Annotated in this window: 11 protein-coding genes and 1 pseudogene; 10 read left to right on the top strand and 2 right to left on the bottom strand. The window is 45.5% G+C overall.

Annotated features, from left to right (window positions below; all coding sequences use genetic code 11):
• Positions 1-100: 100 nt before the first annotated feature.
• Positions 101-259 (bottom strand): annotated as a pseudogene (locus BQ9856_RS25240) (C45 family autoproteolytic acyltransferase/hydolase); the annotation flags it as partial.
• 137 nt (positions 260-396) lie between these two features.
• On the opposite strand from BQ9856_RS25240, the gene BQ9856_RS25745 reads away from it, so the two are divergent.
• The 8 genes from BQ9856_RS25745 to BQ9856_RS12525 are packed head-to-tail and all read left to right on the top strand — an operon-like array spanning position 397 to position 10,542.
• Positions 397-543, top strand: coding sequence for a potassium-transporting ATPase subunit F (locus BQ9856_RS25745; protein WP_442855588.1), 147 nt, complete (start codon positions 397-399; stop codon positions 541-543).
• Positions 540-2,225 carry a potassium-transporting ATPase subunit KdpA gene (kdpA, locus tag BQ9856_RS12555; RefSeq protein ID WP_077611341.1) on the top strand — a complete coding sequence of 562 codons (1,686 nt, stop codon included), beginning with the start codon at positions 540-542 and terminating at the stop codon, positions 2,223-2,225. The genes BQ9856_RS25745 and kdpA overlap by 4 nt, the downstream gene beginning before the upstream one ends.
• 15 nt (positions 2,226-2,240) lie before the next feature.
• Positions 2,241-4,298, top strand: a complete 2,058-nt coding sequence (gene kdpB, locus BQ9856_RS12550; RefSeq protein WP_077611340.1) for a potassium-transporting ATPase subunit KdpB — start codon at positions 2,241-2,243, stop codon at positions 4,296-4,298.
• 20 nt (positions 4,299-4,318) lie between these two features.
• A complete protein-coding gene (gene kdpC / locus BQ9856_RS12545; protein ID WP_200801370.1) occupies positions 4,319-4,867 on the top strand; it encodes a K(+)-transporting ATPase subunit C in 549 nt (182 codons plus the stop codon).
• Between the two features lie 43 nt (positions 4,868-4,910).
• Positions 4,911-7,607, top strand: coding sequence for a sensor histidine kinase (locus tag BQ9856_RS12540; protein ID WP_077611338.1), 2,697 nt, complete (start codon positions 4,911-4,913; stop codon positions 7,605-7,607).
• The gene (locus BQ9856_RS12535) at positions 7,607-8,305 is read left to right on the top strand and encodes a response regulator (protein WP_077613360.1); all 699 of its coding nucleotides are present in this window, start codon (positions 7,607-7,609) and stop codon (positions 8,303-8,305) included. The genes BQ9856_RS12540 and BQ9856_RS12535 overlap by 1 nt, the downstream gene beginning before the upstream one ends.
• A gap of 16 nt (positions 8,306-8,321) precedes the next feature.
• Entirely contained in the window at positions 8,322-9,857 is a 1,536-nt protein-coding gene (locus BQ9856_RS12530; protein WP_077611337.1) for a DUF4118 domain-containing protein, read from the top strand.
• On the top strand, positions 9,844-10,542 hold the full coding sequence (locus BQ9856_RS12525; protein WP_077611336.1) for a response regulator: 699 nt from the start codon (positions 9,844-9,846) through the stop codon (positions 10,540-10,542). The genes BQ9856_RS12530 and BQ9856_RS12525 overlap by 14 nt, the downstream gene beginning before the upstream one ends.
• A gap of 41 nt (positions 10,543-10,583) precedes the next feature.
• On the opposite strand, the gene BQ9856_RS12520 is transcribed toward BQ9856_RS12525, so the two are convergent.
• The gene (locus tag BQ9856_RS12520) at positions 10,584-12,257 is read right to left on the bottom strand and encodes a S8 family peptidase (protein WP_200801305.1); all 1,674 of its coding nucleotides are present in this window, start codon (positions 12,255-12,257) and stop codon (positions 10,584-10,586) included.
• A gap of 435 nt (positions 12,258-12,692) precedes the next feature.
• Between BQ9856_RS12520 and BQ9856_RS12515 the strand changes: the two genes are divergently transcribed.
• Positions 12,693-13,673, top strand: a complete 981-nt coding sequence (locus tag BQ9856_RS12515) for an NAD(P)-dependent oxidoreductase (protein ID WP_077611335.1) — start codon at positions 12,693-12,695, stop codon at positions 13,671-13,673.
• Positions 13,674-13,820: 147 nt separating this feature from the next.
• The gene (locus BQ9856_RS12510; protein ID WP_077611334.1) at positions 13,821-14,753 is read left to right on the top strand and encodes an AEC family transporter; all 933 of its coding nucleotides are present in this window, start codon (positions 13,821-13,823) and stop codon (positions 14,751-14,753) included.
• The last annotated feature ends 140 nt before the right edge of the window (positions 14,754-14,893 follow it).

Raw genomic sequence — 14,893 nt, 5'->3', positions numbered from 1 at the left:
AAAATATGTGATCTATTACTATTTTTCCATGAAAAAGGAAATTTATTCCGGATTGCGAATATCCGCTTGACTATAATTGATGAAGTCTGCCTCAATCAAGCTACATTCGGACATCTTCTTTGAAATGCTTTCTTGAAGGATTCCCCTCAACCCGCCAAATCTGCTTCCGTTTGAGGTCATAAATAACAGACCACACGGTATCAGCGTTTTGTTTGCGGTCGTACTGGCATTTTATGTCAAGGGATAAATTAATTATAAAAATCTTTATATTTTCTTGACATCCTGGCATGCTGAATTGACACTTTCTTGACACCTTTTCTGCTATGATTGTAATTGCACAGCGATAAGGCTGAAAGAAAAACATCTTTTAACCCTGCGTTTGCGAATCAACCGGATATGCAGGCATATCCGCCTGATTCATTCGTATACAAAAATGAAAGGGAGTTAGGAAAAATGGGTATCATTATGGTATTATCAGGCATTATTGGCCTGGCTTTGCTGGTTTACTTATTCTATGTTTTATTTCGAGGTGAGAATTTATGAAAATGATCGTACTTCAGGACATTTTTTATATCGTCCTTCTAATCGGGCTGTCCATTCCCCTGGGTAACTATATGTACAAGGTGATGACAGGCCGAAAAGTGTTTTTGACCCCTCTGCTTGCTCCTGTGGAAAATGGAATTTATAAGCTGATGGGAGTGAAAGGCGATGAGGAAATGGGGGGAAAGACCTATGCGCTTTCCGCCCTGATGTTCAGCGCGGTCGGTGTGGTCTTTCTCTGGACCGTACAGATGCTGCAGGGCGTTCTCCCGTTCAATCCTGCCAAAACAGGCGGCACAAGCTGGCATCTGGCATTCAACACGGCCGCAAGCTTTGTATCGAATACCAACTGGCAGGCGTATTCAGGGGAATCCGGCTTGTCTTACCTGACACAGTTTTTAGGACTCACCGTCCAGAATTTTGTTTCGGCAGCAACGGGAATTGCAGTTTTGTTTGCATTAACCAGAGGTTTTATTCTAAGACAGAGAAAGACCATAGGTAACTTTTGGGCAGACTTAACAAGAGCAACGCTGTATGTATTGTTACCGTTATCCTTTATCCTTGCGATCGTGCTTGTTTCGCAGGGAGCAGTGCAGACCTTTGGTCCCTATAAAGAGGTTGCCATGCTGGAAAACGGGACTGCTCAGACCATTCCTCTTGGCCCTGCTGCAAGTCAGATTGCCATTAAACAGCTTGGAACAAACGGCGGCGGATTTTTCGGAGCCAATTCGGCTTTTCCACTTGAAAACCCAACGGCTTTTTCCAATTTGCTGCAGGTACTGTCTATCCTGTTGATTCCCGCATCTCTGTGCGTGTCCTTCGGAAAGGCGGTAAAGGATAGCAGGCAGGGCAGATCCATTTATATCACCATGATGATTTTGTTTGTAGTTTCACTTTTGGCGGTGACAGCCAGTGAACAGTTTTCCGCTCCATACTTTAAAGGAGCCGTGGCTTCTGCCAGCATGGAAGGGAAAGAGGTCATCCACGGTATGGGAACATCGTCCTTGTGGGCTGTGGCAACCACTGCAGCTTCCAACGGTTCCGTAAATTCCATGCATGACAGCTTCACTCCTCTCGGCGGCCTGGTTTTGATGTTTCTGATGCAGCTTGGCGAGATCGTCTTTGGAGGCGTGGGAAGCGGTCTTTATGGAATGCTGGCTTTTGTCCTTCTTACCGTGTTTATTGCCGGACTGATGGTGGGCAGGACGCCGGAATATCTGGGGAAAAAGGTCGAGCCTTATGACATGAAAATGGTTTGTCTAATTGTCCTTGTCCCTCCGCTGGTAACGCTTCTTAGTACCGCTGCTGCAGTTTCTGTCCCTGCTGCTTCGTCATGGCTGACCAACTCAGGTGCTCATGGATTTTCCGAGATCTTATATGGATTTTCTTCCATGGGTAACAACAATGGCAGCGCATTTGCCGGTTTTCATGCAAACACTGTTTTTACGAATGTAACCGGCGGAATGATTATGCTTTTGGCCCGTTTTATACCGATGACAGCTGCCATTTTCCTTGCCGGCAATATGGCAGGCAAGAAAGCAGTTGCTGCCGGAGAGGGTACATTATCTACCAGTAACACCATGTTTGTAGGGCTTTTAATCGGGGTCATCTTTATTATCGGAGCGCTGAGCTTTTTGCCGGCGTTAGCCCTTGGACCGATTGCCGATTACTTTACGATGCGATAGAATGAGGTGATCAGAATGGAAAAGAAAAATGGAAATAAAAATATTTTTGCGGATGCGCTGAAACAATCCTTTGTAAAGCTTGCTCCCCGCATACAAGTGAAAAATCCTGTTATGCTGGTGGTCTACATCGGCGCCGCTTTGACAACGGTCCTTTATTTTCTGTCTTTCACGGGAATGAAGGATGAAAGCAGCGGCTATACCCTGGCAATATCACTGATCTTGTGGTTTACCGTATTGTTTGCCAACTTTGCAGAAGCCATTGCCGAAGGGCGCGGGCGCGCACAGGCGGATACCCTGCGCAAGGCACGCAAGGATGTCAGGGCGAGAAAGCTTAAGTCAGTAAGCAATGTGGACGAATATACAGAGATACTGTCTGCTGAACTTAAGAAGGGAGATATGGTCTTTGTAAAAGCCGGAGAGCAGATCCCTATGGATGGTGAGGTCATCGATGGTGCTGCGTCCGTGGATGAAAGTGCGATCACCGGTGAATCGGCTCCTGTTATACGTGAGTCCGGTGGTGACCGGAGCGCGGTGACCGGCGGAACAACACTGGTTTCTGACTGGCTTGTGATTGAGGTAACAGCGGAAGCCGGAGAGAGTTTTCTTGATAAGATGATCGCAATGGTAGAAGGTGCCTCCAGAAAAAAGACACCCAATGAGATCGCTCTGCAAATATTGCTGGTGACTTTAACCATCATATTTCTGGTGGTTACAGCAACTCTGTTACCGTTTACGGGATTTGCAAGCAGTCAGGCCGGCGCGGGATCGGCCATATCCATCACCAATGTGATCGCCCTTCTGGTGTGCCTTGCCCCCACTACGATCGGCGCGCTTTTGTCCTCCATTGGAATAGCCGGAATGAGCCGTTTAAATCAGGCCAATGTGCTTGCAATGAGCGGGCGTGCCATTGAAGCTGCCGGGGATGTGGATGTACTTTTATTGGATAAAACGGGAACCATAACACTGGGAAACCGGCAGGCAAGTGAGTTTATACCAGTTAAGGGCGTGTCAGAGCAGGACCTGGCAGATGCTGCCCAGCTTTCTTCTCTTGCCGACGAAACTGCCGAAGGGAGAAGCATCGTGATTCTGGCTAAGGAGAAGTTTGGGATAAGGGGCAGAGAGCTTTCCAAACTGAACGCAAGCTTTGTGGAATTTACAGCCAAAACCAGAATGAGCGGCATTGATTATCAGGGGACGGAAATCCGCAAAGGCGCGGCGGAAGCTGTAAAAGCTCTGGTATTGGAAAAGGGCGGTATTTATCCGGAAGAATGTGAGCAGATCGTGAAACGTGTTGCCGGAGCCGGCGGCACTCCTCTTGTGGTATTAAAAAACAGTCAGGTGCTGGGCGTTGTCTATCTGAAGGATATCGTCAAAAATGGGGTAAAGGAACGTTTTGATGACTTAAGAAAAATGGGGATCAAGACCATCATGATCACGGGCGACAACCCCATGACCGCTGCCGCCATCGCCGCAGAAGCAGGCGTGGACGATTTTCTGGCAGAGGCTACGCCGGAAACCAAGCTGGCACTCATCCGCGACTATCAATCCAAGGGCCATCTGGTTGCCATGACCGGCGACGGTACCAACGATGCTCCGGCACTGGCTCAGGCAGATGTGGCCGTGGCTATGAACACCGGTACGCAGGCTGCAAAGGAAGCGGGCAACATGGTGGATTTAGACTCCAGTCCTACCAAGCTCATTGATATCGTGCGGATCGGCAAACAGCTGCTGATGACAAGAGGTTCCCTGACAACTTTCAGCGTGGCGAACGATGTGGCCAAATATTTTGCGATTATTCCCGTATTGTTTTTTGGGATATATCCGCAGCTGACAGCCGTGAATTTTATGGGATTGACCAGTTCGACCACCGCCATTCTCTCGGCAATTATCTACAACGCGCTGATCATTATAGCACTCATTCCTTTGGCGCTTAAGGGTGTAAAATACCGGGAGCTGCCCGCAGGAAAATTACTGAAAAGAAATATACTGGTTTATGGCCTGGGAGGTATCGCAGCGCCTTTCATTGCAATAAAATTGATTGATATGCTGCTGACTGCCTGCGGCATTATGTGAGGTGAACGAAGATGAGAACAATGAAAATATTGAGACCCGCTCTTATTTGTTTTGCTGTAATGACGATCCTGTGCGGGATACTCTATACAGCCGCAGTTACAGGGATTGCACAGCTTATGTTTCCCGATCAGGCAAGCGGAAGTATCATAACCGTTACTTTAAACGACGGTTCCCGGAAGGATTATGGTTCTGCGCTGATCGCCCAGGAATTTACCAAGCCGGAATATCTGATCGGAAGGCCGGTGGGGACAACGAACCTTTCACCTGTCGGCGAAGAGCAGAAAAAGCTTTTAAAGGACCGGATCGACTGGTGGCATTCCATCGATCCGGACAATGGAACTGAAATTCCAATGGATTTGCTTACAGCATCCGGAAGCGGCGTTGATCCTGATATTTCGCCGGAAGCGGCAGAATACCAGGCAGCCCGTATTGCCAGGGAAAGAAATATGGATGAAGATGATGTAAAAGAGATTATAGAAAAATATACCACAGGACCATTTCTTGGCTTCTGGGGCAGCCCGGCGGTAAATGTTTTGAAGGTAAACCTGGCGCTGGATGGCTTGCTGTAAAGAGCGCAGCAATTTATGGAATTCAAAAGGGGGTGAAGGATCAATGGATCAAGTTTTTAAACGGCCTGATCCCGATGCGATTCTGGATGAGATAAAAGCTCATCAGGAAAAAAGTTCGGGGAAATTAAAGATTTTTTTTGGTTATGCGGCGGGTGTCGGCAAGACATACGCCATGCTTGATGACGCGCAGGAGCAGTACCGGTGCGGCAAAAATGTACTTGTAGGTTATGTGGAACCGCATACCCGGCCGGAGACCATGCAGCTTCTGCACGGTCTGCCGGTTTTGCCGCCGAAAATAATTGTTTACCGCAATATAAAGCTTAAGGAATTTGATCTGGATGAAGCATTGAAACGCAGGCCGGAGCTGATCCTGGTCGATGAGCTTGCTCATACAAATGCGGAAGGCGTCAGGAACCGGAAACGCTTTCAGGATATTGAGGAACTTTTGAATGCAGGGATAGACGTTTATACCACTGTCAATGTCCAGCATATGGAAAGTCTCAATGATGTGATCGAGGATATCACAAATGTCAGGGTTCATGAAACAGTACCTGATTATATCTTTGAACGTGCCGATATGATTAAACTGATCGATATTGAACCGAATGAACTGCTGCGGCGCTTTGAGGAAGGAAAGATATACAGACCGGAACAGGCCGAGACCGCTATGCGAAATTTCTTTTCCCGTGAAAACTTAAAGCTGCTGCGTGAAATTACCATGCGCAAGGCAGCGGACAGAATCAGCAATGAAAATCAAAATGAACGCCGTTTAACCGATAAAATGGCCAATACCAAGATGCTGGTTTGCATTGGGCCTTCTCCCTTTTCCGCAAGATGCATTCGGTGGACCGCAAGAGCTGCCGATGCCTTTCACGCGCACTGGGTGGCACTCTATGTAGAGAGCATTGAAAGCAATTACCTTACCGCGGACCAGCAGAAGACACTCCGTACCAATATGGATCTGGCAGAAAAACTGGGCGCTGAAATTGTAACGCTTACCGGGCATGATATTGCAACAACAGTATCCGAATATGCAAAGCTGTCCGGCATTACAAACATAGTGGTCGGGAAAAGCAGAAACAAAAAAACGCTCAGAAGTCTTTTTGAAATAGACTTTGAGGACAAATTAATTTTTCTGCTGCCCAGCATTGAAGTTCACATCATACCCGGCAGCACGATCCGGCGGGACTATAAAAAGCCGCATAAAACAACCGGGAATAAGAAATTAAACGTTTCCTGGAAGGACTTAGGGAAAACAATTGGTCTTCTGGTAGCAGCCACCCTGCTGTGTCTGGGCTTTCGCAGGCTGGGAATTGGAGACCAGAATGTCATAATGGCCTATATACTCTCTGTTTTGGTAATTTCAAGGATTACAGACGGGCATGCATATGGTATCATAGCATCATTGGTCAGTGTGCTGACTTTTAATTTCTTTTTTACGGAACCTTACTTTACCTTTAACACGATACAGGCCGGGTACCCTATAACATTTCTTATTATGCTGCTGGTAGCCTTGATAACGAGCACGCTTACGGTAAGGATCAAGACTCAGGCAGGATTTGCGGTACAAAGAGAGCGGCGTACCGAGGTTCTCTATGAAATCAACAAAAAGCTGCTGATTACCAGGGGGCTTGAAAATATAGTTACCCTGGCAAATGAATACATTATCAACCTGTTTGACCGCTCTGTTGTCTTCTTTACCGATGATCCGGAGCAGGGGCAGGATGGAAGTGTTATGCAGGCCCCGGAGGATATAGATGGATCCTTTTTAAACTCGGCGGATGAGAAAGCTGTGGCTCATTGGGTTTTTCTCAATCAAAAGAGGGCAGGAGCAGGGACGGATACGCTGATGGGGGCGGGAGCATTTTATATGCCGGTTATCTCCCAGGGAAAGGTGCTCGCCGTTTTAGGCATTTCCTGCCTGAAAGGAGTATTGGATCACAACACCCGGTTATTTTTGCGGATGATCGCCTCACAGGTGGCCATGGCATTGGAACGCCAGCATCTCTCGGATGAGCAGCGAGGCATTATTGTAGAAGCGGAGAAGGAGAAAATGCGAAGCAATCTCTTGCGTGCGATTGCCCATGATCTCCGGACACCTCTTGCCGGGATCCTGGGTGCCAGCTCCGCCATACGTGAGAATAAGCAGACCCTTGATGAAAATACGCGCGAAAAGCTCAATGCGGATATTCAGGAAGAAGCCCAGTGGCTCATACGCATGGTGGAAAACCTGCTTTCCGTGACCCGGATCAATGAGAGCGCATCCAAGGTAACAAAAAGTCCGGAAGCCGCCGAAGAAGTTGTGGCGGAAGCAGTCAGCCGTATCAATAAAAGATTTCCACAGCGAAATATCGTGGTTCGTGTACCGGATGAATTACTTGAAGTTCCCATGGATGGGACCCTGATCGCACAAGTATTGATCAATTTACTGGAAAATGCCATAAAGCATTCGCCAATGGATTCTCCTGTAGAGATTTTTTTAAAGAAAAGCGGAGAAAACGCCGTGTTTGAGGTGCTTGACCATGGAAGAGGAATCGCGGACGAAGACTTTCCTTATCTTTTTACAAGCTATGTTCCCAATGGAAACAAAAGCTCCGATTCTTCCCGGGGAATGGGGATCGGCTTATCCATATGCATGACCATTATAAAAGCGCATAACGGTACAATGGAAGCTTATAACCGGAAAGAAGGCGGTGCGGTCTTTCAATTTTCTCTGCCGTTGGAAGGAAGTGAATCATGATGGATGTAAAACCTTTGGTTATGGTCATTGAGGATGAAGACGCCATTTGCAACTTTATCACAGCGGTCCTGAATTCAAACGGCTATCAGGTTGTGAAAGCAAATACCGGAAAAGAGGGAGTTTCCATGGCTGCCTCCTATTCTCCGGATATGATTCTCCTTGATTTGGGGCTGCCGGACATGGACGGTGTGGAGGTATTAAAGAGCATACGTAAATGGTCGAAAATGCCGGTCATAGTAGTTTCGGCCCGCGGGCATGAGCGGGAAAAAGTGGAAGCCCTTGATCTGGGGGCTGACGATTATATTGTGAAGCCGTTCGGAACCTCTGAACTGCTTGCCCGTATGCGGACAGCACTGCGTCACAGTCCGCAGAGCATGGGCGGAGGGGCAAATGGAACAGAAGCGGTGACCATTGGCGGGCTTTTCATTGATTACGGAAAGCGGGTGGTACTTCTGGCCGGAAATAAGGTACATCTTACCCCCGTTGAATATAAAATCCTGGCACTGCTGTCAAAAAACGCAGGAAAGGTGCTTACCCACGATTATATCATGCATGAAATCTGGGGGCTGTATGCCGGTGACAGTCACACGCTGCGCGTTAACATGGCCAATATCCGGAGAAAAATCGAATCAAATCCGGGAACGCCTAAATACATTCTGACAGAGATGGGCGTGGGATACAGAATGGTAGAGGAATAAAAGGGGGTGGATTTATATGGCCAAACAAGAGGGCAGAAACGCAGACAGCATTATGAATCACGTTTTATTGATGATCATTCTGCTTCTTGCTGCTTCTGCGATAGGATTCCTGTTCCGGTTTATTGGATTCCCTGAAACCAATATCGTGATCATCTATATTCTGTTTGTATTAATGACCGCATGGCTGACCGAAGGGTTTCTATTCGGGATCCTTTCATCGGTGCTTGCCACTTTTTTATTTAACTATTTCTTCACGGAACCGTATTTTACCTTTTCCGTTAACGATCCCAGCTATATCATTACCTTTATCATCATGACGATGACAGCGCTGATCACGTGCACCATAACATCCCATGCGAAACAAAGTGCGTTAGAGGCAGAACAAAGAGAAGCGGAGACAAGGTCGGTTTATAACCTTACGAATCGTTTAACCGATGCAAAGGATATACACGACATTGCAGGCATAGCAGCAGGGGCCATCAGTGAATGCTTTGATTGCCGGGCCGGATGTCTTTGTTTTGATGAAGGCGGCACACCTGAAAAATTTTTTATACAACAGGTATCCCAAGAAAAGCAGATACGCCGTGATACCGTAAATGTGGAAAAGTTAAAGGGCCGGATTGAGAATTTACAGGCCGGATTTTATATGGATACGGAATTTTATGATTTGCCGGTCCGCAGCGGGGAAAACACGTTAGGCCTTATTCGGATACCGAAGGAAAATGCTCTGAAAATGAACGAAGGCCAGACCCATCTTTTACGCTCTATGATTGAAAGCACTGCCCTTGCAATGGACCGGTTCCGGTCTGCTGAGCAGCGTATCAAGTCCCGGGAGGAGGCCGTACAGGAACGGTATCGCGGGAATCTTCTTCGTGCAATATCACATGATTTACGCACACCGCTTTCCGGTATTATGGGTACTTCGGAGATGCTTATGGATATGACGGATCCGGATGACCCGCGTTATTCTTTCGCATTCGGCATACACAAGGATGCGGATTGGCTTCATTCAATGGTGGAAAATATTTTGAGTCTTACCCGGCTGCAGGAAGGCAGGCTGATCATCAACCGGCAAATGGAGGCAGTAGAGGAAGTGATAGCGGGAGCGGCCGATCAGATAGCTAAGCGTTCGAAGCTGCATGAAATCAATGTAAGCGTACCGGACGAATTATTATTGGTTCCTATGGATGCAAAGCTGATCAAGCAGGTTCTGATTAACCTGATGGACAACGCGGTCAAGCATACTCCGCCGGATCAGGAGATAAGTATTTCGGTGGAAAAGGATGTAAAAAACCGAACGGCTGTATTCCGCATTAAGGACAGGGGGAGCGGTATAGCGGAGGCTGATTTGCCCAACTTATTTCAGATGTTCTATACTTCAAGAGCCGGATATCCTGATGCAAAACAGGGAATTGGACTTGGCCTTACGATTTGCGATGCGATTATAAGGGCTCACGGCGGGAATATTGAAGCGCACAACCGGACAGATGGCAGCGGGGCAGAGTTTTTATTTACATTACCTCTGGAGGTGGAAGAGGATGAACAATTATAGGGAATGCATACTTGTGGTTGAAGATGATGCACAGATCAGGAGCTTTATTTGTTATTCATTAAGGCAGGCAGGATTCCGGTATGTTACCGCGCACACGGCACAGGAAGCACTGGAGCATCTTGTTTCCCAGCAGATCGACATTATGCTGCTCGATCTCGGTTTACCGGACTTCGATGGCATGGACGTTATCAAAAAGGTGCGGGAATGGTCAAATCTGCCGGTCATTGTTGTATCTGCCCGTGATCAGGATAAAGAAAAGGCGGCGGCATTGGATACAGGTGCGGATGATTATCTGACAAAGCCCTTTTCCGCCACAGAACTTATGGCCCGCGTCCGTGTGGCTTTGCGCCATTTGTACATGCAGAATAAGGATAAATCGCTGGGTTCCATTGCGGTAGCCGGATTAAGAATTGATTTGGATAAGCGCCTGGTTTACCTAAATGATGACGAATTGCACGTTACTCCTATGGAGTATAATCTGCTGGCCATGTTTTTTCAGAATATTGGCAAGGTGCTGACAACGAGATATATTATAAATGAAATATGGGGCATTGGTTATGGAACGGATACGCAGGCGCTTCGGGCCTTAATGGCAGGGCTGAGAAGAAAAATTGAAAAAAATCCTGCGAAACCGCGCTATATCGTAACCGAAATAGGGGTTGGATACAGGCTGGTGGACGAATAATTTTCATTTGCATCCTCACACCTAATGCACCCCCTTGAACGCTAAATAAAAGCAAGCTGCTCAAAAAGACTGGTTACATCCAGCTGGCCATATCCCCAGATGTTATTAGGATATATGATGGAATCACTGCGTCTGGCTCCCCGCATCATCAGGCTGTTGATATCATATCCGGTCATGGTAATATAATTTCCCCTGGGAATAGCCCATTCCATGACCATGGCAACGGCTCCGGCCGCATGAGCGGCCGCGGCTCCGGTTCCGGTGGCTGTTCCATATTGATTCCCGGGCACTGCACAGGGGATCTGGTAGCCTGGTGCGGCGATATTGGGTTTAACCAGGCCGCTTCTGGTATAGCCTCTGCTCGATTCTGCCAGTATGCTGTCATCGAACTGGTTATAGGCAGTAACGGTCAGTTGATGGGAGCCGTTGCCCGGTCCGGTTATGGTAACATCCGGGTTCGGGTTAAGAAAATAAGTTTCGTTCGAAATCAGATTATCTGCGGGCAGCCAGGCATGAAAAGAAAATGGCGCGTTGTCAAGAGCCTGAGCCCGGAAGTACCAGACTCCGGGCAACGGATTTTCAAAACGTATTAAAATCAGCTGGTCACCGGTTTCTTCTTCAAAAGTAATATTATTCACCCATACGATGCTCTGAGTAAAAATGAAGTTAAATCTTCTGCATTCTCTGATGGTTGGATAAACCGGCTGGGTGGATTCTCTGTTTGGGGTAGAGATATCGATGGACAGCCTTTCCGGTGCATAGGGCCATATTTCCATTGAAAATTCATTATCATTTTCTCCTATTCTTAATTCAAAATCATTGTAAAAGGGGGCAGCAGTGGTGCTGTTAAAATAGTGCCTGTTTTTGTTTCCTTCATTTCCGGCAGAAACTGAGACACCGATTCCGGGAAGCTGGACAATATAGGTTAAATAGCTGCTTAATACACCATGTCCGTTATGCCCTTCCTGGCTGCTTCCCATAGCAATGCATATGATGAGAGGGCGGACCAGCCTTCGGGAAACAGAGAGCAGATAGCGTATACCCAAAAGGATATCAGACTCCTGGTAGCATAGTACAGACTCCGGCACAAAAAAAATATCCTTCAGATTTTGCTTTGCTTCTTTCAGTTTCACAACGACCAGTTCCGATTCCGGAACAACTCCGGTAAAGGACTGTTCCGCAACAGACCTTCCGGCAATAATACTGGCCATCGCAGTTCCGTGCCCATTTGTATCGGTAGTAGGAACAATGGATAAGGGATCCTCCGATGCCAATGCCTGATTAATGGTTTCCCTGGTATATTCACTGCCAAAAGTCAGGCCCTCAGGAATGGTGCCGCTCTGTACGGTCTGATCCCATATGGAAAGGATGCGGGAGGTCCCGTCATTATTGCGGAATACCGTATGCTGGTAATCAATGCCGGTATCTATTACACCCACCAGAATTCCCGTTCCCATCAAATTTAAAAAAGGATTCCGCTGAACGGTGCCGATACCGGATTTCTCAATACTTATCGTAGATTCAGGGGCGTAAAGCGTCGGAAAATAGTGGTATGGATGCAGGCCTAAGTCGCATGGGTCATTGCCGGTCCTGGGTATGTGCAGCAAAGAATTCCGCTCGGTCATCAAGGTAATATTATCGCCTGTATTATAGGCTGGAGCTGATATGTTACTAATAATCAGGTCATAGTAATTATTGTCCAGAATTTTGCTCAATATCAGGCCCCCCAGTCTATTACTTAGTTAGAATATGATATATTTTATGCAGTCAGGTTCCTATTATGAGCGGCCCCTGATGGATATACGGTCTTGGGTTTATGGAACTTCGCGCTTTCCTCCGGATACTATTGGGGGACTTTCTTTATTTTATTGACAGAAATATGATAAAGCTATACAATAAGTAAGTACATCGTTTTAGCAGACGCTATAAGATGTTAAAGAATAGCGCAGCCGGGGGCCTGAATGATTGATGTAACTTGAGATGACTGTATGCGACTTTTATTTTTTGTTATAGAAAGGACTGGAAAGTCCATTTCGGAAAGCCAGGCTGTAGATAACAGTCAGGTAACAAAAATGTTGGAAGAGCTCTCAAAAACCGGTAAAAAATTAATTGAATTACTGATGGTAAAAAGTAAAATTAGAGGTGATTAAATGAAGATTTTTGTTTATAGTATGAGGAATTATGATGAGTTACCTTATTTTAAAAAGTTTTCAGATGTGTATTCAGTACCGTTTGATTATGTAAAGGAAGCTCCAAGCCTGGATAATTTATCATTGGCCAAAGGGTATGAGGCCATTTCGGTTGTGACAACTCCTGTTGATGCCGAAATGCTGGATAAGATGCATGAGCTTGGAATTAAATACTTAGGGACCAGAACGATTGGCTATGATCATATTGATATAGAATATGCCCGGCAATTGGGAATTCGGGTAGCACATGCGAAATATAGTCCGGATAGCGTTGCTAATTATGCAATCGCTCTCATATTATCGGGATGTAGAAAAATAAACCTTATCTCATCTCAGTTTAAAAAGCAGGACTATTCGCTGAAAGGGAAAATGGGGATAGAAATTTCAAATGCTACCGTTGGAGTCATTGGTACCGGAGCAATAGGTAAGACAGTCATAAAGAGATTGTATGGCTTTGGATGCAGGATCCTGGCATATGATATATATCCGAATGATGAAGTCAGAAAATATGCAGAGTATGTGGATCTGGAACATATTTATCAAAAATCAGACATTATTACATTACATGCACCTGCAACAAAGGACAACTATCATATGTTAAATGAAAAGGCCTTTTCTAAAATGAAAGATGGAGTAATTATTGTTAATTGTGCCCGTGGTGCCCTGATACATACGGAGGCATTATTAAATGGTCTGGATTCCGGAAAAATCGGTTTTGCCGGCCTTGATGTACTGGAAAATGAGGAGTATCTTCATTCCATAGGAGAAGATGCAGGAGAAGAATGCCTGAGAGTCTTAAAAAAGATCAATGAAAATTCCAATGTGGTTCTCACACCTCATACGGCATTTTATACGGCTTTAGCAGTATCTGATATGGTGGAGTCCTGCATTCAGGGGATTATCAGCTTAAAAAAAGATGAGGAAACTTTTAAGATAAAGTAATAAGGAATGAAAGTTTTTATTCTGCTTTCATAACAGATCAAAAAAGCCCCCCTGGCTGAGTAAGGTTAAATGAATTCGGGATATTTATAATAGCGATAAAGGAGGGAGATTTTACAGGAGTATATTATTTTCCTGTTAAGAGATATTATGGCAATTTTAACGATATGCAATCAAATTATTATACTTTTTGTTCTTATGGCAATTGGTTTTTTTCTTTCTAAAAAAGGTATCATTGATAATAACGGATCCGGTCAGATGACAACGCTGTTATGCTATATCGTCTTACCCTGTACCATTCTTTATTCATTTCAGATGGAATTCAGAGAAGATATGCTGCAGAACTTTTTATTGATGTGTCTGATAACAGCAGGAATACATGCAGCCGGTATTCTCATAACTTTTCCATTATTCAATAAAAAAAATGTTCCTGATAAAGAGAAGCGGACTGTTCTGAGATTTTCCAGCGTTTACTCCAATTGCGGGTTTATGGGACTTCCGTTGCTGGAAGCCCTTGTCGGACAGAACGGATTATTTTACGGAGCAGCGTTTAATAGTATTTACGGACTTTTTTTATGGACACATGGACTTTTGCTTTTTTCCGGAAAAGCGGATAAGAAAGCAATTTTAAAAGCAATTATAAATCCAAATATTTTAGCCTCCATAATAGGGCTGTTTCTTTATTGTTTTTCTATCTCACTGCCGCGTCCGCTCTATTTATCTGTGAAGTATCTTGCGCAGATGAATACAGCGCTTTCTATGATTGTAATAGGCACTACCATGACACAAATCTCATTTCGTAAATTGTTTTCCGGTTTTTCCGCATGGATTGGCGTGCTTATGAGAAATATGGTGATCCCGCTAACATCGCTCCTGATTCTTTATAAGGTTGGAGTGAGAGGAGAACTTCTGCTTTCCAGTCTGATTCCTGCAGCATGTCCTGTTGCCGGATTTGCAGTTATCTTTTCAAAGTTCGTTGGAAGAGATGTTGTTTTTCCCAGTAAAATAATGACGTTATCGACGTTATCCAGCCTCATAACCATGCCTGTAATACTGGGGATTTTAAATTATATCACTGTTTAAGTGTGCTGGCAATGTTAATGGAGCAGGAATTGCTGGAGAAAAAATGATATATTAGAGGATAAGGAAAAAGCGGCATGCAATTAAGCATTGTGCCGCTTTTCCTTTTCACATTTGGATTTATTTTAGGAAGAATTAGTAAA

This window comes from Clostridium sp. Marseille-P2415, from assembly GCF_900155545.1.
GTDB lineage: Bacteria > Bacillota > Clostridia > Lachnospirales > Lachnospiraceae > Lacrimispora.
Note: the sequence above shows the minus strand (reverse complement) of the source record. Positions and strands in the feature narration are given on the sequence as shown.